This is a genomic window from Arthrospiribacter ruber, from assembly GCF_019343195.1.
GTDB classification, from domain to species: Bacteria; Bacteroidota; Bacteroidia; order Cytophagales; family Cyclobacteriaceae; genus Arthrospiribacter; species Arthrospiribacter ruber.
Genome location: NZ_RPHB01000005.1, coordinates 20,785 through 40,487 on the forward strand (window position 1 = coordinate 20,785; position 19,703 = coordinate 40,487).

Consider the following 19,703-nt stretch of genomic DNA (forward strand, 5'->3'; position numbering starts at 1 on the left):
ATTATCGAGGATGGCAGATTAAGCTTATTAAAAGTCTGCTTATAGAATATGGGAAATGATCCACAACAAAAACCCTGACTCTCTTCTTATAGCGGATTTGAATTGAAAAAGGGAATTACTCCCGACTACTGGAAGGGTTCTAAAAATAAGGAGATGGTGGCCAAGCGTAAGAAAAAGCCTCATTGATATCGATAGTAATCGGAATTAGCGAGTAGCTTGAATGCAAGGTGGGCATTCTTCACCTAGAACTTAGCCAATTTCCACCCAGAAGAGCTACTTAATCTAATTAAACAATCCGAAAAAATTTCTTTAAAAGAAATTGAGGAACTTATCTTTAATTAGTCCTATTTTATAGTTTTAAAGAAAAAAAGCTATGAAATTAATTTTTACATTTTTAATTCTATCAATTACAGTTACAAATACATTTGCCCAATCTAGGAAAACAGCAGGACTTCTTAACGAGATCAATGGTCTATATGAAGTTGATGATAGCGGCAATATTACTTATGTTAGAGTTTTCGATAATCTTAACCTAACAGAAAATGAAATTTTTGATAGGGCGAATTCATATTTTGTTTATAAATACAATGATGGAAATTCAGTAATACAAGAAAAAAATGAAGAAGCTGGAAGGCTTATCGGAAAAGGTATTTTTCCAAATGTTCATATTGGCTCTGGCTTAGTTACTAGAGCATTTAGTGTTTTTCATATTCTACGTGTCGACATAAAAGAAAATAGATGTAGAGTACTTCTTTCTTTAACAAATTATAAAATTACTAGTACAGATATGAATGGATTTGTATCTACTGCTGATCAACCAATTTCAGGAACTTTTCCTTTCAACCCTTCAGCAGGTGAAAAGAATTTTTACGGACAAGCTTTCTATAATTCCCATTTTGCAGCCATAAACACATTTATAGAATTCGAAAGGGTTTTAAGAGAGGGAGCAACATTTTCAGGTTTAGATGATGATTGGTAATATTATAAGCATTCAGTTAATTAACCATGATTGGATTTATCTTTTCATTTACTAAACATCTTGTAAGATCCTTTTTAGTAATTGGTTTAGTCAACCTTTTCTCAAAGCAGTAAAAACAAAGCTTTTCTTACCATTGTAAGAACTGTTTTCAAATTGAACCATGGAATAGCCTTTTGGAAAGACCCTGAGTTGAAAAATGAAAATTCACTAATACTTTAGGCTTAAATTTTTTAAAAAAGCTACTAGATTAAAGAACCATGTTAATAAATATTATTTAGTTGTAATCTGAAAAAGTTCCCCAAACCCCATTTTTTAATTCAATAGCATGTATAATTTGAGTTCGTATTTCATGGTTGAGCTGAGGTATTCCCAAAGCATATTTAAAGAAAACATTAATAGGGTCTTTTAAATGGTCATTTTCAAACCTCTTTGAAATTGAATCAAAATTATTGAGGTATTCTCTTATCATATCTTCAATTATTATAATGAAATCTGTATTATTTAGTAGACTATCATCATCTCCCTCAATTTTATGAAGAGCAATTGTTGCAGTTTCTTTTGACATTGCCACTTTGTAAGTTTTAGAAAACCAATTGAAAAAAAAGCTTTCCCTATTTTCACTATCAATAATTACTTTAATAGGATCTATTAATTCAGGGCTTTTAAAAGTTAATATAAATCCAGTATAGTTTCTTCTTGCTCTAATTGTGGCTTCAAATGTTTCGGCTTGGATCTTTGTTCCCTTTCTCTTGTGAATTCCTGTTATATTGAGGTCAGAAAATATTTTAGTATTGAAAAGGTTGATTATATTTTTTAAAATCTCGGTGTAAAACAAGCTATATTCAATCCAATAAATATTTCTCTTGTATGATTTATAATATTGATTATCAGGCTCTCTTTCAAGCATTATATTCATTGTTTCCACATGATTTTCCCAAACTTTTTTCAAAGATTCTTTTTTTGGATAATCATTTTCGGAATAAAAGCTTCTTCTTCTAAATAATTCAAGTGTTAATTTTAAATCATTAGGGAAAATCCATAATAACCATAGAAAAAAATAAATTTCACCACTTGGAGATTTTACCACTTCTTTATTTAAGAAATCATCAAAAGAAGTTCCAAGAGTTGGTTGATCTTTCAATTCCATAGCTTTGTTTAAAATTTTTTCTTCGGTTAAAAAATCATAAAGATCTTCCATACCGTACGCTCCAAAAGTTCCATATTTCTTTGGCTTTTCCTTTTTTCTGAAAAAATTAAACATAACCATTTCAAAGTTTAAGTTTTACTAGTCCAGGATTCATTAAACATTGGCTTTAATGTCTTGAAACTGTTCATATTTTTAAATATTATCCATAATTCAATTTCAAAGAATTTTTCTGCGTGATATGTAATATTCTTTATTTAGGTATTGTTTCACCTGGCAAGCTTTGAAATCCAATTGGCTTGGCAGAAGTTTGTGACCCTAGACCTTACCCAAGACTAGAATAATCCAAAGAGGCAATTCTATAATACTTGTCCTACCCTTTCGTCCTATCCAAATTAAAATTGAAAAACAATGCAAAACCTCAAATTCCTCTACTAAGAACAAGTGTCCTTTATGAATGTACTTCCCCCTTTACCTACTAAACCTCTGGGAAGAACCGGAATAAGATGAAGGTTACATTCTGATAAGGTTTCTATGTAATATTTATAGGTAGCCATAACTTCTAAATCATTTATGATTAAAGTATCCTTATCAATATACCAGAGACCTATTTTGTTAATAATTTTTTCGTTTTTCAAGTCTTTAAAATATACAGTATCACCTGTGAAATTTAAATCAACTCCCTCCAAATATAAGTTGTACATTTCTAAACCCCTTATTTGTTGTTCAGCGTCTAAATTTTGAAAGTTTTTTGAATTGATGACAATTTCAAAGGTTATAAACCTTTCAATTACCCACCTTCCCTCCAAGATTGGATTTATTATTACAGTGAAAAATAGTATATAGTTTAATAAAATATTCATTTCTAAGTTTTTGATGATATTGTTTGCAAAAACAACTACTGAAACTAAGAAAATAAAAATTACAATCCTAAATCACCCTAAGAAATTTGCTTGCGCATCATAAACGATAAATACCTCAGCCCTCCAAAAACTCCTCCGGTACTTGACTCAGTCCGCCAATCAGACTATACACGTCTTGTGAAAAATATCTGCTCAGGAGGCTTGCGGCTGATTGACTTCTGATACCACTTTGGCAACATACAAGCAAAGGCTTGTCTTTAGGAACCTCATCCATTCTGTTCGCCAATTCTTGGAGTGGAATATTGATTCCTCCCATATTGTAACGCTGAAATTCGGCTTCTTCCCTTACATCCACTACTGCTATGCCTTCGTGATCTGCTTCCAGCATGGCCAGGTAACTGCTGTGGCTGATTTCCTGGTATTTCAAGGTTGCTTGATGGATTATGGGAGTCCCCTTCTTTTTCTTCTTCGGGATATCAAATACCAAATTTGAATTGCTCAAAGTATCCAAGACCAGCAATTTGCCGGACAAGGTCTGCCCTATTCCGCAAATCACTTTGATGGCTTCATTGGCCATGTACATGCCTATCAGACCCGGCAAGATTCCGATCACCCCGATTTCGGAGCAGTTGGGCACTTCATCGGCTGGCGGTGCTTCGGGGAATAAATCCCTGTATTCAGGGCCATCCTGATAATTGAATACGGAAACCTGACCCTCAAACTTCAGAATAGATCCAAAAATCAAGGGAATTCCTAATGCCACACAGGTATCATTGACCAGGTACCTTGTGCTAAAATTATCAGAACCATCAATGACAAGATCATAACCTTCAAACAGTGCTTTGGCATTCGACTCCCCTAGTCTGACACAGTGGGGAACTGTCTTCACATAAGGATTGATGACAGCAATCCTTTCCGCAGCTGTACTGGCCTTATTTTTTCCGATATCTCCGGAATGGTAAAGAATCTGCCTGTGGAGATTGCTCAGGGATACCTGATCATCATCGATGATACCCAAATGCCCTACCCCGACAGCTGCTAAATATTGTAAAATGGGACAGCCCAAGCCTCCTGCACCTATGACCAAAACTTTGGCCTGCTTCAGCTTCTCCTGACCTGCGGGGCCGAATTCAGGCAGCATAACCTGGCGGCTATATCTCTTGCTCTCTTCCTGATTTTCCATAGATTTTCAATTATTGACTGAGGGCTACATCCCAATCTTTCCATACAGGTTCATAGCCTTGGGCTTTGATCATTTGGGCGATTTGTGCTGGACTGCGTTCATCATCAATTTCAAATTGCTCCAAGGCTTGAGGTTCCACAGCATAACCGCCTGGGTTGGTCTTAGAGCCTGCGCTCATGGAAGTGATCCCAAGTTTGAGGACATTGTTCCTGAATACCTCAGATTCTCTGGTAGAAAGCGAAAGCTCGACTTCTTCATTGAAAATCCGGTAAGCGCAGATCAATTGCACCAACTCACGGTCATCCATGTTCACTTTGGGTTCCAATCCACCGGAGAATGGCCTCAACCTTGGAAAGGAAATGCTGTACTTGCTTTTCCAATATTGTTTTTCCAAATAAGACAAATGCAAGGCGGTGAAAAAAGAATCTGTCCTCCAGTCCTCCAAGCCGATCAAGACCCCAAGACCCATTTTATGGATCCCTGCTCTCCCCAACCTATCCGGTGTACCCAATCTGTAGTCAAAATTTGATTTTTTCCCTTTGGGATGGTGAATCTTATAATCTTCCCGATGGTAGGTTTCCTGATAGACCAAGACAGCATGCAGCCCCTTGGGAATCAAAGCTTCATATTCATCCTGATCCAAAGGCTGCACCTCCATGGACACATTGGAAAAATGCGGCATGACCAAATCCAAAGCCTTTTTGAAGTAATCCACATGCACGGTATGGTTGGCCTCTCCAGTCACCAAAAGCACATGGTCATAACCCATCTTTTTGATCGCAGCCACCTCCTGGAGGATTTCCTTTTCGGACAAAGTTTTTCTCCTGACTTTGTTGTCAAAGCTAAATCCACAGTAAGTACAGATATTATTGCACTCATTGGACAAGTACAAGGGGACATACAGTTGTATGACTTTACCAAATCGCTTTTGACTGATCGCATGGCTCATCTGTGCCATCTGCTCCAGATAGGGTTCAGCTGCTGGAGAGATCAGTGCCTTGAAATCCTCCAAACTCCTCTTGCCCGAAGCCAAAGCCCGCTCCACATTAGCAGCTGTTTTGGCATATATGCTCTGCTTCACCTCTTCCCAAGAATAAGTATCAAATAGCGCTTTGAATTCAGTCATACAAAAAGGAGGTTAGGGGACTACTGGCTTTTGCGCTAGAATACTGGGGGGCAAGCTTGGCTTCATGGGCCATCCTACCGGCGATTACTGCCATTTTAAAAGCTTCTCCCATGGCAATCGGATCTGGTGAAACGGCAATGGCTGTATTGACCAAAACAGCATCGGCTCCCATTTCCATGGCTTTAGCAGCATCGGAAGGTGCGCCGATTCCTGCATCTACGATGACAGGAACATTGCTTTGCTCAATGATGATCTCTAGAAAATCAATGGTTTTCAGGCCTTTGTTGCTCCCTATCGGAGAGCCCAATGGCATGACAGCTGCAGTGCCTGCATCTTCCAGTCTTTTGCATAATACCGGATCGGCATGGATATAGGGCATCACTACGAAGCCCAATTTTGCCAAAGCTTCTGTAGCCTGCAGCGTCTCTATAGGATCTGGCATCAGGTACTTTGGGTCTGGATGAATCTCCAATTTGATCAAGTTGGTATCCAAAGCTTCCCTGGCCAATTGTGCGGCAAATATGGCTTCCTTGGCATTTCTGACTCCAGAGGTGTTGGGGAGCAGCTTGATGTGTGGATGCCGAAGCTTGTCCAGCAGGTCATCCTGCTCGTGATTTCTCACATCAACACGCTTTAATGCCACCGTGACCAACTCCGATCCTGATGCCAGAATAGATTGTTCCATCATTTCTGTAGAGCTGAATTTACCTGTACCCGTGAAGAGCCTTGAATTGAATTCAACCCCTCCTATTTTTAGTTTCTTGATGTCTTTTTGCATACTTGTTCTATTTATTTTGCTACCTGAAGCATTTGATAGATCTCTTCTACTTTCCTTTCCATTTCGGTGGCATGGTTGATGTCACCTGAGATGGCCACTCCATGTACACCTTGGGCCAGCAAAGCGGGCACATCCGAACTTATGATACCTCCGACAGCAATTACCGGGATATTGATTTTCAGGCTGTTCATGGCATTCAGGATACTGGCATAGCCTTCCAAACCCAGTATGGGACTGAGTTTTTCCTTCGTACGGGTAAACCTAAAAGGGCCTATTCCTATGTAATCCGGATGGGCTTTGGCATGCATGATCACCTGATCTATGGTATTGGCTGTGGCTCCGATGATTTTATCCGGCCCAAGAATTTGCCTGGCTGCTGCGACAGACATGTCATTCAATCCGACATGAACCCCATCTGCATTAACTTCTTTAGCTACAGTGACATAGTCGTTGATGATCAATTGCGCCTGATGCTCTGTACAGAGTTGCCTTGCTACCTTGGCAATGTCCAAAACCTCCTGCTCCTGCAGATTTTTCACTCTCAGTTGCACCCATTTACAACCCGCCTCCAGCGCATGCAGGATGGACTCTAGGTGTGAATTGAAGGGCGGCTCTTGAGAGATATAGTGGAGTTTGTTTATTTCCTTTTTCATAAGCGCTTGAAGGATTTTTGGCCTTTCTTTTTCGGTCTGATTCCAAATCGCCCCCAAAACGGCTGCTCCGTCAAATCCCATGGCTTTGACCTGAGAGAGATTTTTCAATTCCACACCTCCAAGAGCCATTACCTTGGGAGAACCAACAGGCTTCACAAGCTTAAACCCACTTTCCAAACTACTGCTGTATCCCTTCTTGGAAAGGCTGTCGAACACAGGGCTGAAAAAGACATAATCGAAATGGGATAGACTGGTAAGCAAACCTAAATCATGAATTGAAGTGCTGATTTTCAACCCTTTTTCTTTCAATCCAAGGAGTTCATCTTTTGCAGTATTTTTCCTTTTCCACTCAGTAAAGTGAAGCCTTTTGATCCCGAAATCATCCGCCAGATCATGGTGCTGATGAATGGCCATCCTGTTGCAATACTTGCTGTCCATCTGAGCAAGCAGCTTGAGAAAAGCATCTTGGTCCATGTCAGGCTTTCTCAAATGGAAAAGCTCCATACCTGCCTCAAACAGCTGTTGGATGCCATCAGCTTCATTTGGAACAGGTACAGGAGATGAAATGACGATCAGCTCCAGATCAGAGGTAGATTTCACTGCCTTTCTCTTTAAACTCCCTGGCCTTTTCCTCAAGGCCTTTATCGAGGGCTTCTTTTTCCTCCAGATCGTTCTCAGTAGCATATTTTCTCACGTCCTGCGTGATTTTCATAGAGCAGAAATTTGGCCCGCACATGGAGCAAAAGTGAGCGATTTTGGCCCCTTCGGCAGGCAAGGTTTCATCATGGAAGGACTTTGCGGTATCCGGATCAAGGGAAAGATTGAACTGGTCTTCCCATCTGAACTCAAATCGTGCCTTGCTCAGAGCATTGTCTCTGTATTGAGCTCCCGGATGCCCCTTGGCCAAGTCTGCGGCATGTGCTGCGATTTTGTAAGTAATGACCCCGTCTTTCACATCTTTTTTGTTGGGCAGGCCCAGGTGTTCCTTTGGAGTGACATAGCAGAGCATCGCCGTACCATACCAGCCGATCATCGCTGCGCCGATGGCAGAAGTGATGTGGTCATAGCCAGGAGCTATATCTGTAGTCAAAGGGCCCAAGGTATAGAATGGTGCTTCCCCACAATGCGCTAGCTGCTTGTCCATATTTTCCTTAATAAGGTGCATAGGCACATGCCCAGGCCCTTCAATGATCGTCTGTACATCATGCTTCCAGGCGATTTTGGTCAGCTCTCCCAAGGTCTCCAACTCTCCAAACTGGGCGGTATCATTGGCATCTGCTATACTGCCCGGTCTCAATCCATCTCCCAGAGAAAAGGTCACATTGTAAGCTTTCATGATTTCACAGATCTCTTCAAAATGGGTATAAAGGAAGTTTTCCTTATGATGCGCCAGGCACCACTTGGCCATAATAGAACCCCCACGTGAAACTATTCCCGTCACCCTTTTGGCAGTGAGGGGAATATACCTGAGCAAAACACCTGCATGGATGGTAAAATAATCCACCCCCTGCTCTGCTTGCTCAATCAAAGTATCTCTGAACAACTCCCAAGTCAGGTCCTCGGCTTTTCCGTTTACCTTTTCCAAAGCCTGATAGATCGGAACAGTACCTATCGGAACCGGGGAATTTCTAATCACCCACTCCCTGGTTTCGTGGATGTTCTTCCCTGTAGATAGGTCCATGATCGTATCCGCCCCCCATCTACAGGCCCATACTGCCTTTTCTACTTCTTCCTCAATATTGGAGCTGACTGCCGAATTGCCTATGTTGGCATTGATTTTTACCAGAAAACTTCTCCCAATGATCATCGGTTCCACCTCGGGATGGTTGATATTGGCGGGAATGACTGCCCTTCCCATAGCAACTTCCTGACGGACAAATTCCGGTGTGATCAAGCCTTTTGGTGTATTGGCTCCGAAGCTATGGCCTTCGTGTTGGTGTAATAGGGCCTGATTGGCGGGGTCTTTTTTGCCCAGTGATGCTATGCGCTGATTCTCTCTGATGGCGACAAATTCCATTTCTGGAGTGATGATGCCCTGCTTGGCATAGTGCATCTGTGAGACATTTTTGCCAGGAAGCGCGCGCAATGGCTTATTGATGTTAGGAAAGCGAATGGAATCGAGCGAACTGTCCTGCTTCCTTTGCTGACCGTATTCGGAGCTGATGTCATCGAGATAGGCCACATCCTTCCGGTCCAGAATCCATTTTTCGAAATTTCTGGGCAGTCCTTTTTCAAGATCTACCTGATAAGAAGGGTCGGTATATGGGCCACTGGTGTCATACACCGTCACTGCTGGGTTTTGACTGACAGCTGCGCCTTTGTAATGAATTTTGGTATCCTGAAGGGCAATTTCCCGCATAGGGACTTTGATGGCATGGATCTCTCCATCCAAGTAGACTTTTTGCGAAGCAGGAAATGGACTAGTGGTGATGCTTTGGTTCTTTGGTGTTTTTTCTTTTTTCATGCTGCTGTGGTTTTATCCTCCTTGAGTTGCTTTGATCAGGATGATATGATCCCCGGAACTGATGAAAGTCTCGTCCCAATTTTCCTTGGGAACCACAGTTTGATTCACTGCCACGGCAATTCCGGCGGCATTGATCTGAATATGGTTTTGAAATAACTGGGAAATTGAGCAGGAGCCCGAAATCTGAAGAGGTTCATTGTTTACGGTAATATCCATCCTTGAATAAGTTTTGGTAAAATAAATCACTTCAGGAATGGCCCGCAGAAACGGATCAAAAAACGAAAACACAGCCATGGTAATCGGCATGCATTATTTCACTTTTCCCTTCGGCAGTACTAACTGCATCAGGTTCGTAGGGTATGATCTCAGTCCGTAAAGGACACCCCTAAAGTTTCCTCAAACCTATATAAAACAATTTGGAAATGCAATTTGAACAGAAATCTAATATGAAATCTAGTGTTTCTTTTCTTAAAAAAATTTAGGTTAGTATTAATTAAAATCCAAAAAGGGTAAAAATATTCTAATTTAATGGGGTAATATTTATATCAAATTATTACTTTAGTGATCTGGACTAAATTTTATATTAATGAAAAGAATTTTAAGTAACTTTTGTCTTCCTTTAGTATTATGTTTAATTCTGACTTTTCTACAGTCGTGTACTGACGATGACGTCCTTCCTGAAGTAGAAGAAAGTCCTGCAAAATTTGAACGGTATTGGAACCTTCAGCACTCAAGAGGAGATTTTGGGAATTTGAAAAAAATCAATGACAGGCTTTATTTTTCAAATGTTATCAATCCAGGATTTTTTGATATGGAGGACAATCAGCATGTATTGGCCGCACAGGAATATGACATGAAGTTTGGTCACTCGTTTTCGGAATTGTTTTCTGCGGGAGTAGTCCAAAGCCGGAAAACTTTATTGGTCATGCCGAACACCAATTTTATGGACAATTATACAGCCCGACTCACACCACTAAATATCCCGGAACTTCCATTGGAAGCACAGGTGAAACCGGGCTGGTTTGAGGTTCCTAATTATGCGATCAATGATAATTTTATTATTTCAACTTGGGACCGAAATATTTTTGAATCTGGTATGGATCTCTTCGATAATACCTTTATCCTTGAATTGAATCAGGCCACATCTTCTTTTGGGCCATATATCAATCCAACAGATCCAATTGTCAGGAAAATCAAAATTGATCTTGAAATTCAGGGAGCTACCCGACTGGATCTGATTTCGGCATTTACTCACAAAGATGGATGGCTGGTTTCTGGATGTATAGGAGGTATTTGTAGTTCTTTTTTCATTACAAAAGAAGGAAATGCCACACCTATCCGTTCTCTTGACGAAAGGTTTGTAGTATTTTCCTTTATTGAAGGCCCCAATGGTGACTCCTTTTTAAGTACAGAAGGAATGATCTTTTATTCCAACAATGGTGATATCTACAATTTTGAGCAAGTAGCATACTCCAACCAATGGCATAGATTGAAATTCATAGATGATCGCTTGATTACATGGGTGGGAACAGACAAAATTTATGAATTAAAAAACTACACGGACCCGGAAAATATTGAGGCTGTAGAATTGATCAATGAAGGTTTGGAAGGTCTTTGGGTAAAAGATATTGAATTGTTTAATAACCGGATTTTTGTATCCACTAATGCAGGCTTATTTCTCAAAGATTTGGAAGATTTATGGGTCTACAAAGAAGATGTCAACGGTGAGCTTTCCAAAAGTTCAGAAATAAGTCCGGTAAGCGATGGGCAATAGCACCATTGTCAAAATTCAGGAAGTAAGCAATGGTAGTGGATTAATCCTGCTGATCCATCCCATCTAAGAAATAGATTAACCAGTTGATTTGGTGAAATATTCTTTATGCATTTCTTTAGGTTGGAATTTTACAGAAAGAAAATAATTAAGGTGTTAATCTTTCCTCACAATCAGTCGTAACCCCTTTTCATCTTCTACCTTTTTGAGCAATTCCACCACACTGCTGACATTCAGCTTTTTCATTATATTAAAGCGGTGTGTCTCAATGGTTCTGATGCTTTTTTTGAGCTGATCAGCAATCTCCTTATTGTTCACACCACTGTAAATAAGTTGAAGGATTTCCTTTTCACGCTTGGTAAGGTCATAATCATACTCTGAGTCCTTTTGGACCGGCTCACCTGGATTTTTAACGGTCAGGTAGGAATTGATCAGCACATTGCTGATATCCCCACTAAAATATTTTCCTCCTTTGTGTATGGAGCGGATAGCTTTGAGAAATTCATCTTTGCTCGTATCTTTCAGCAGGTATCCTGATGCCCCCACTTCTACTGATTGTAGGATATACTCTTCATCATTGTGCATGGAGAGGATCAATGCCCTGGTCTTTTCAGAATAATCTTTGAGTTTTCGGGTTGCCTCCAAGCCATTCATGTTGGGCATCCGGATATCAATCACAAGTACATCCGGTTGCAGCTGCTTTACGGCTTCGAGGGCTTCCAATCCATCATTGGCCTCTCCGATGACTTTGATTTCACCTTCTGTTTCGAGCAATAGTTTAATACCGTTTCGTACTACGGTATGGTCATCTGCCAATACTACATTTATCTGATCTGTCGTCATTTGGGTTATTATTTATATTCCAATGGTAAATCAATTTGGATCTTGGTTCCTTTTCCAGGAGCTGTTTCCAACAAAAACTGGCCATTGATAAAGTTTACTCTTTCCTTAATGTTAAAGATTCCATGACCTGAGGCTTTAAAATGGCCTTCTTGGGTCAGTTTGCCATAATCAAAGCCCTTCCCGTCATCTATAATTTCCAAATTTAGAAATTTTGTGTTGTGCGCAAGCCTGATTTTGATCTGGCTTGCTTCCGAGTACTTGATCGCATTGTTTACAGCTTCCTGTACGATGCGGTAAATATTGTTCTCCGTCTTGACTTCTAACCTGGAAAGGAAGCCAGTCCTGTTTTCAAAAACCACAGGGATTTTGGAAATTTTGGACATTTCATCGGCAAACTTGTTGAGCACGGCTGCCAGTCCATAATCCGACAAGGCTACAGGTGTCAAGTGAAAGGATATTCTTCGGACTTCTTTTATTACATCAGCAATCAGCTTTTTGGACACTTCAAGTCTTTTTTCCTCTTGAAAAGTTTTCACCTCATTGATGCCGTCTAGACTGAATTTGAGTGCAGAAAGGTACTGACCAATGCCATCATGAAGGTCCCTTGAAATCCTTCTCCGCTCTTCTTCCTGTCCCTCCAGAATCAATGCTGACCTGTACTGCTGTTCCTTAAGTCGTTTGTCCAGTTTTTCCTTGTGAATTTCCTGAGATCGTGCCTGTGCCTCCTTCACTTCAGTCTCATCCACTGAAATCAGCATCAGGCTTTCTATCTGGGATTCCTTATCGAGAACCGGAACCAAATGCAGTTGAAGCCAGACAAAGTCTCCTTCTTCATTGACCAACTTTAGGTCTCCTTCCCAGCTTTCACCTTCATGGAGCAGGTCTTTGATTTTTTGGACAAATTTGGAATTGTACCCTTGATTCTCCAACCAGATAAAGAGATTCAAAGGTTTCACATCCCCAAAAGTCATAATCTCGGAAAATTTTTCAGAAAAATAAGTGAAGTCACCGGTTGGACTGCATTGGGCATAGAGTGTCAGGTCCTCTACTTCAACTTCTGCCTCTGCTAATTCTAGGTAGGATTTTTCCAAAGATTCATATAGTGCCGATATTTCCAAGGTCATTTTCCTGGACTTGGACTCCTTTTCAGCCAATTCTTTAAAATTGCTTTTTATCAGTTGGGCTGAAGGCCAAAAAATAAACCTCAGCTCGAGAAATATCAGAAAGAGAGCAAGCCCGAGTAAAACGAGTTCTGCCTTACGCAACCGGGATACTTTAGCCTGGGCCAATCGGTCTATTTGATCTACAATCCGGTCCATGACTTCCAAAAAAGCCCCTTCATTTGCAAGAATTGAATCCAAAGCATCATCTTCCAAGGATTGCTCTAAGTTATCTGCCAACAAGCTGGAAACCCCTGACACTATAGCTTCGAAATTGGGCCGAATTTGATTGAAAAGAAGCAGGACTTCCCTATCAGTAACACCTTTGACACCCAATTTATGATTGCCGGATAATAGGGCTTCATGGGCTATGGTCCATTCCTGAAGACTTTTGGCCAAATCCTTTCGGTATTGATCCCTTTCGGGACCCTGAGCATTGGAAAAAAGTAAAGCTGTTTTGGTGATTTTTTGACTTAGCATACGCTGTCTGCCGGAAAGGTTCACCTCTCTGGAATCACTTTCCTGCTGGGAAATATAGTACTGGAGAATTCCCTGACTGATCAAAATAGTCAAGGCTATTGCAGACAATGCAAACAGGTACCTCCATCGGAGGTTTGAAAACCTTTTTATACCCTGTTCACCAGAATCCATATACTTAATTTTTAAATTCAAATTTAAGTATTTAAACCAATATTAAGTGTAAATACGCAATTTGAACAATACAAATGAAATTAATTCTCAGTAATTTTGATCAAATCCTATAAAAACGAAGCCATCCTCCACTTTCACAGGATAGGTGATGATGGAGCATTCATCTCCATCGAGGTTATTTCCGTTTTTAAGAGAAAAAGTCATTTTATGATATGGACAAGCAACCTTGGGTTCTTCTCCGCAAGAGCCGATCATCCCTCGTGAAAGGGCCATCTGCATCTTATGTGGGCATAAGTTCTGGCAGGCATACCATTCATTCCTTCTTGTAAAATTGAAGACAGCAATCTGCAAATCCTTGTACTTGACACAGGCTCCGCCATTTTCAGGAAAAGCCGATACAGAAGCCGCCTTAAACCATGTAATCTCTTCAGATTGCTCAGCTTTTTTGTATTTTTCTAATTCTGTAAACATGTTAAAATAGGTTTGGTAAATGAATCTGGAATACAACAATTATTTAAACCGTTAATTTTTCAAGACCAATCAACAGGTCGCTTTTGTCCTCTCATTGGTTGAAATCCTACTGTCGGATCTTTTTCTTCTGAATTGACAAAATGTTTGAATTTGGCCCTAAGGCTAGGATTATTGACTACTTCTTTCCATTCACAGGAATAGGTCTCTATCATAAATGCCATTTCCTTCTCTAACTCCTCACCTAGGCCTAGACAATCGTTCACCACTACATCTTTCAGGTAGGCAATCCCTCCTTCCATTTTATTCAGCCATGTGGCTGTCCTATTGAGTGGTTCGGCCGTCTTGATATAAAACATCAGAAAACGGTCAATATATTTCAAGCAGGTTTCATCGTCCAGATCATTGGCCAAGAGTACTGCATGTTGAGGTTTAGACCCACCATTACCACATACATAAAGGTTCCAGCCTTTTTCGGTGGCAATGATACCGAAATCCTTACTCTGGGCTTCCGCACATTCCCGCGTGCAGCCCGAAACTGCACCTTTGAGTTTATGTGGAGACCTAAGACCCCGGTATCTTTCTTCAACCCGAATGGCAAAAGAAACAGCATCTTGCACGCCGTACCTGCACCATGTTGTTCCCACACAGCTTTTAACAGTTCGCAGTGACTTTCCATAAGCATGACCGCTTTCAAAACCCGCATCTATGAGTTCTTCCCAAATATCAGGCAGCTCATCCACTCTGGCCCCGAACATGTCTATCCTTTGTCCTCCGGTGATTTTGGTGTATAATCCATATTTTTTAGCAACTTCACCGATTACAATGAGCTTATCAGGAGTGATCTCACCTCCGGGAATTCTAGGTACCACAGAATAAGTACCTCCCTTTTGGATATTGGCTAAAAAACGGTCGTTTGTATCTTGTATGGTATCCTGCAAAACAACCAGTTCATTCCAGGTACTGGCCAATAAAGATGCTACCAAAGGCTTGCATACCTCGCAACCGTCACCTTCACCAAATTCATCAAGAAGGGCATCATAAGTTTTTATCCCTCTGACCTTTATCAAATCCAATAGCTCCTGACGGGAGTAATCAAAGTGCTCACAGACTACATTTTTCACATTTTTCCCCATGGCTTTCAACTCTGCATGTAGCAGGTCTTTGATCAAAGGCATACACCCGCCACAGCCCGTCCCTGCTTTGGTACATTTCTTTAAAGCGTCTACATCATGTACCCCTTCGGAAATGACTTCACACAGGTCTGATTTACTGATGTTTTCGCAGGAACAAACCTGAGCTGTAGCCGGAAGTGCATCTACACCTGATCCCATTTCTTTCTCCCCACCTCTTGCACCAAGAATAAGGTCTTCCGGCTCAGGAGGCAGTGGCATATTGTTTTGCACCATTTGAAGAAGCATGCCGTATACAGACGTATCCCCTACCAGGATTCCTCCAAGCAGTCGCTTACCATCTTCAGAAATGTTAATTCTCTTATATATACCCTTACTTTTATTTTCATAAACAATGGGCTTACTCGGTTCTGATTCACCGAAGGCATCCCCAAAACTTCCTACCTCAACACCTATAAGTTTCAGCTTGGTTGACATATCATAACCTGTAAAAGGTCTGACTTCATTTTGCATAAGTTGGTTGACTACCTGTGTTGCCATCTCATAACCCGGTGCCACCAATCCAAAAACCATATTATTGTAAGAAGCTGCTTCACCAATGGCAAAAATATCAGGGTCATTGGTTTGCAAAAACTCATTGACCACAAAACCTCCTCGGGCTGCTTTTTCCAGACCTGCCTTTTCCGCAAGCTCATCCCTTGGTTTGATGCCAGCAGAAACCACCAGCATGTCCACCTCCAAAAAAGATCCGTCTGCAAACTCCAACCCTGTCAATTTACCGTTTCCTTTGATCTCTCTGGTATTTTTGTTCAGATGAATGCTGATTCCTAGTTCCTCAAGCTTGCTTTGAAGCAGTCCTGAACCAGCTTCATCCAGCTGTCTGGGCATGAGCCTAGGTGCAAATTCTATAACGTGGGTTTTCAGGCCCATGTCCAAGACAGCTTTGGCAGCCTCCAGCCCAAGCAGCCCTCCCCCGATCACAGCGGCAGATTTGGCTTTTTGTCCATATTGCATCATAGATTCCAGGTCCTCCAAAGTTCTGTACATAAACACTCCACGCTTTTCCACTCCCTGAATCGGCGGAACAAAAGCAGATGCTCCTGTAGCCAGGATCAGATAATCATAATGGATTTTGTGACCCAAATGACTCAGTACATACTTGTTTTCCCTGTCAATCAGAACAATAAGTTCCTTAGTTCTAAGGTCGATCTGATTTTCCCTATACCAAGATCGGGAAGCCAATAAAAGGTCATTTGCCTTTTTGCCCGAAAAATAAGCACTAAGATGAACCCTGTCATAAGCAGGCCAAGGCTCCTCCCCAAACACCGTAATTTCAAATTGTTTTCCGGGATCCTTGGTTCTTAGCTTCTCACAAAACTTGTAACCCACCATCCCATTTCCGATCACAACTACCTTTTTCATATGATAATATTTTTTTGGACTTTGGTTTCTATAAAATATCTACAATCAGCAAGCTCATCAACGAATCTCAAATAGTATTAATACTTAGATTACACTGCTAAATTAAAAGATAATTTTTATAATTGTAAGTAATTTTACGTATTTTTACTTAATTTTAATTTCTCAAACTACTTAGAAATCTAAAAATGAAGCACAAACCATTTCTTACTTTGGTAGGAGCAGGCCCTGGAGATCCTGACCTGATCACTTTGAAGGGGATAAAAGCGATTTCAAGCGCTGATGTTATCCTTTATGACGCGTTGGCAAATCCGGTTCTTTTGGAGCATGCTCCTGAAACTACTTTGAAGATATTTGTAGGGAAAAGAGCAGGGTTGCATCAAAAACAGCAACTCGAAATAAACAAAATGATCGTAGGGTATGCCCGAAGCATGGGCCATGTGGTAAGGCTAAAAGGCGGAGATCCTTATGTATTTGGCAGAGGCCATGAGGAGCTGGAATACGCATTGTCACATGACATTCCTGGAAGCTATGTTCCGGGCATTAGTAGCTCCATATCAGTACCGGGCCTTTGCGGAATTCCACTGACAAAAAGAAACATCAATGAAAGCTTTATGGTGGTCACTGGCACCCTGAAAGACGGTAGTATTTCCAATGACCTTTTTATGGCCGCTCAGAGCAGTGCCACAATAGTCATTTTGATGGGAATCAATAAACTAAAGTCCATCATAGAAATTTTCAAAACTTTCAGGGGCGAAGAGGAACCTATTGCCCTGATTCAAAACGGCTCTTTGGCAAATCAAAAAATGCTGACAGGAAGATTGCGGGATATTTTAAAAAAGCAGGATACTGAGCCTATTGGCTCCCCTGCCCTTATTGTAATAGGGAAAGTGATCCTTGAACAATTAAAACTTAAAGAAAGCATGCATCAGCTTATGGAGACAAGTTCCATGGATTCCCTTTAAAATATCTATTTTTACCCCACTCACCAGCGCATGCAGCCATGAAGACAGAAAAATTAAGCCAGACTATAGCCGAAATAGACAGGTTAAATGCAGAGGATCCATTTTATGATAATAATGATGGAAAGATGATCCCCAAAGAATTGTTGTATAGCCAAAGAATGTCCAAAATGTTAATGGATTATGAGCCAATGGCTTCTGAACCATTGCAGATTGCTACCAGGGCACAACACATTCAACGCTGGAAAATTCCAAGAGAATCCTATCCTATGGATCGAAAAGGCTACCTCATGTGGCGTACTGAACTCAAAAATTTTCACGGAAAAGTCACCTCTGACCTAATGGAAAAAATGGGATATCATGAGGCTGAAATAGGTCATGTCGATGATCTGATCAACAAAAGAAGGTTGAAAACCGATCATGAGGCACAATGTCTTGAGGATGTAGTATGCTTGGTATTTTTAAAGTATTATTTTGATGATTTTATTGAAAAACATGCAAATGAGGAAGATAAAATCATTTCCATTGTCCGTAAGACATGGAAAAAAATGTCTGAAAAAGGACATCAAGCAGCTTTAAACATGTCTCATTCACCCAAGTCGCTGAATTTGATAAAGGCAGCGCTTGAGCAGGATTAACCTCCTAAAGTAGCCGATAGGCAGATTTTGGACTTTCACAGACCGGACAACAATAATCTGAAGGAAGCTTGGAAAATTCAAAGCCAGGGGCTATTCCGTTGATCCGGTCCCCAAGCTTTTCATCATAAATTGTCAGGCAGGAAGAGCATTGATATTTGTTGGAAGAATCAGTGTTTTTTTTGTTGTCAGGCTTCTTTTGAGTATTTAAAGATTTGACATTCAACTGATCATAATATTTATAACTTAACTGAAGCAATAGGGCTGGAATGGTTTCCAAAGAAACACCTTTGACAAAATAATAATACTCAGACAGGTTTGGATTAAAGTCTTTTGAATATAGGATATTGAAAGAGTCAGGTGCTTTTTCAGACCGACCTGCAATTCTCTCTATCACTACAGAAGTGAAAGCGATCATATGACCGGTTTTGATAGAAAATGAAAGACCATAGGTACTGATATCCATTTTATCCAATTTTCTAACCAGAAAATCTTTGATCTCCTGTGCATCTTTATCCAGTACCGGAACATGCCAGTTCAACTCCAGAGAACTGTGCCTGATGTTGATTCCGAATTTCCCAAGAAGCTTCTCCCAACTCAGTCTGTCTTTTTCTTCTACCCCCCTAACGATCAATGATTTCCAAGGAGTAAGACTGAGCTTTCCAATATTGGTTTCTAGGCACAACTCACACATTGCCCTAAGGAAATTGATGGAAAATCTATTGTCTCTCCAATAGAGCCCCAGCCAGTATTTTCCTCCAGCCACCCTGTTCATTCCTTCATAATAAATAGAAGTAGGTTCCCCAAACACAAGCTTTTGCTCCAAGTTTAGAAGTTTTTTATCTATCCCTTCAATGGCCTTTTCGAAGATTTCTTCATAGCCTAAACCTGATGCTTGAGGATTCAATACCTCAATTTTTTTTGCTATTTCTGATAAATCGTAACTATAAACCAGTTTCGGAGCACACCAAGGTTTAGGGTCTATTTCTGAAAACCTGAGATAGAGGTACCAATAATTTTCTTTGGGAGATGCCACAAAGTTGATATTACCTGTGAAAATCGGTACCAGGCTCTGAACAGGGTCTGTGATATTGATTTTCAACTTGGGCTTAAAATCAAATGTGTCCAGGATGTAATGGTAAATGTGTGAAGCCAGCCAATGTGTGGTGGGCATGACATCCAGTGCTGTATAAGAGCTGACTATATTCTGGAATGATTCCCCATCAGTATCAAAATCAATCTGTATGGACTTAAAAGTTTCCTCCAGTAATTCGCGGTTTTTATCTTTTAGAGAAAAAAGTATATCCTGTCTGGAGCCCAGGTGTATACAGGGTGCTCCAAGCTTTTGCGCCGTGAGCACAATTTTTTGAAAGTCACCGGGAGAAAGGATACCGCCCTTGACCAATACCCTGACCAGTTCAGATTTTTTGGACTCAATATTATCAATATACTTTATTTCTTCCATTATTTT

General features: G+C 40.6%; 17 protein-coding genes and 1 riboswitch. Of the genes, 4 read left to right on the forward strand and 13 right to left on the reverse strand.

The annotated features are described in order from the left end of the window. Positions 1–373 precede the first annotated feature (373 nt). The gene (locus EGN73_RS11020) at positions 374–979 is read left to right on the forward strand and encodes a DUF4468 domain-containing protein (protein ID WP_219289525.1); all 606 of its coding nucleotides are present in this window, start codon (positions 374–376) and stop codon (positions 977–979) included. A 274-nt stretch (positions 980–1,253) separates the two neighbouring features. On the opposite strand, the gene EGN73_RS11025 is transcribed toward EGN73_RS11020, so the two are convergent. From EGN73_RS11025 to thiS, 8 genes are all read right to left on the reverse strand, one after another. Then, complete coding sequence (locus EGN73_RS11025) at positions 1,254–2,240, reverse strand: hypothetical protein (RefSeq protein ID WP_219289527.1); 987 nt, start codon at positions 2,238–2,240, stop codon at positions 1,254–1,256. Positions 2,241–2,557: 317 nt separating this feature from the next. Continuing rightward, complete coding sequence (locus EGN73_RS11030) at positions 2,558–2,986, reverse strand: hypothetical protein (RefSeq protein ID WP_219289530.1); 429 nt, start codon at positions 2,984–2,986, stop codon at positions 2,558–2,560. A gap of 115 nt (positions 2,987–3,101) precedes the next feature. Next, entirely contained in the window at positions 3,102–4,169 is a 1,068-nt protein-coding gene (moeB, locus tag EGN73_RS11035) for a HesA/MoeB/ThiF family protein (protein ID WP_219289533.1), read from the reverse strand. Positions 4,170–4,179: 10 nt separating this feature from the next. Continuing rightward, positions 4,180–5,295, reverse strand: a complete 1,116-nt coding sequence (thiH, locus tag EGN73_RS11040) for a 2-iminoacetate synthase ThiH (RefSeq protein WP_219289534.1) — start codon at positions 5,293–5,295, stop codon at positions 4,180–4,182. Next, the gene (locus tag EGN73_RS11045; protein WP_219289536.1) at positions 5,288–6,073 is read right to left on the reverse strand and encodes a thiazole synthase; all 786 of its coding nucleotides are present in this window, start codon (positions 6,071–6,073) and stop codon (positions 5,288–5,290) included. Before EGN73_RS11045 ends, thiH begins: the two co-directional genes overlap by 8 nt. Before the next feature lie 11 nt (positions 6,074–6,084). Continuing rightward, positions 6,085–7,326 carry a thiamine phosphate synthase gene (locus EGN73_RS11050; protein WP_219289538.1) on the reverse strand — a complete coding sequence of 414 codons (1,242 nt, stop codon included), beginning with the start codon at positions 7,324–7,326 and terminating at the stop codon, positions 6,085–6,087. Continuing rightward, on the reverse strand, positions 7,310–9,190 hold the full coding sequence (gene thiC, locus EGN73_RS11055) for a phosphomethylpyrimidine synthase ThiC (protein WP_219289540.1): 1,881 nt from the start codon (positions 9,188–9,190) through the stop codon (positions 7,310–7,312). The genes EGN73_RS11050 and thiC overlap by 17 nt, the downstream gene beginning before the upstream one ends. A 12-nt stretch (positions 9,191–9,202) precedes the next feature. After that, a complete protein-coding gene (thiS, locus tag EGN73_RS11060; protein WP_219289542.1) occupies positions 9,203–9,496 on the reverse strand; it encodes a sulfur carrier protein ThiS in 294 nt (97 codons plus the stop codon). Then, positions 9,495–9,587: riboswitch (TPP riboswitch) on the reverse strand. (Overlaps the previous gene by 2 nt.) A gap of 189 nt (positions 9,588–9,776) precedes the next feature. Here thiS and EGN73_RS11065 point away from each other — a divergent pair. Next, on the forward strand, positions 9,777–10,964 hold the full coding sequence (locus EGN73_RS11065; protein WP_219289544.1) for a hypothetical protein: 1,188 nt from the start codon (positions 9,777–9,779) through the stop codon (positions 10,962–10,964). A gap of 153 nt (positions 10,965–11,117) precedes the next feature. On the opposite strand, the gene EGN73_RS11070 is transcribed toward EGN73_RS11065, so the two are convergent. The 4 genes from EGN73_RS11070 to nirB form a co-directional block, all read right to left on the reverse strand. Then, entirely contained in the window at positions 11,118–11,804 is a 687-nt protein-coding gene (locus EGN73_RS11070; protein ID WP_219289546.1) for a response regulator transcription factor, read from the reverse strand. Positions 11,805–11,812: 8 nt separating this feature from the next. Continuing rightward, entirely contained in the window at positions 11,813–13,615 is a 1,803-nt protein-coding gene (locus tag EGN73_RS11075; protein WP_219289549.1) for a sensor histidine kinase, read from the reverse strand. An 87-nt stretch (positions 13,616–13,702) separates the two neighbouring features. After that, positions 13,703–14,086 carry a nitrite reductase small subunit NirD gene (gene nirD / locus EGN73_RS11080; RefSeq protein ID WP_219289553.1) on the reverse strand — a complete coding sequence of 128 codons (384 nt, stop codon included), beginning with the start codon at positions 14,084–14,086 and terminating at the stop codon, positions 13,703–13,705. Between the two features lie 59 nt (positions 14,087–14,145). Next, complete coding sequence (gene nirB / locus EGN73_RS11085; protein ID WP_219289556.1) at positions 14,146–16,638, reverse strand: nitrite reductase large subunit NirB; 2,493 nt, start codon at positions 16,636–16,638, stop codon at positions 14,146–14,148. A 185-nt stretch (positions 16,639–16,823) separates the two neighbouring features. On the opposite strand from nirB, the gene cobA reads away from it, so the two are divergent. Next, positions 16,824–17,600 carry a uroporphyrinogen-III C-methyltransferase gene (gene cobA / locus EGN73_RS11090; protein ID WP_219289559.1) on the forward strand — a complete coding sequence of 259 codons (777 nt, stop codon included), beginning with the start codon at positions 16,824–16,826 and terminating at the stop codon, positions 17,598–17,600. Between the two features lie 38 nt (positions 17,601–17,638). Beyond that, complete coding sequence (locus EGN73_RS11095; RefSeq protein WP_009032390.1) at positions 17,639–18,235, forward strand: DUF4202 domain-containing protein; 597 nt, start codon at positions 17,639–17,641, stop codon at positions 18,233–18,235. Positions 18,236–18,239: 4 nt separating this feature from the next. Here the strand turns inward: EGN73_RS11095 and EGN73_RS11100 are convergent, their stop codons facing one another. Next, complete coding sequence (locus EGN73_RS11100; protein WP_219289563.1) at positions 18,240–19,697, reverse strand: rubredoxin; 1,458 nt, start codon at positions 19,695–19,697, stop codon at positions 18,240–18,242. Positions 19,698–19,703 lie beyond the last annotated feature (6 nt).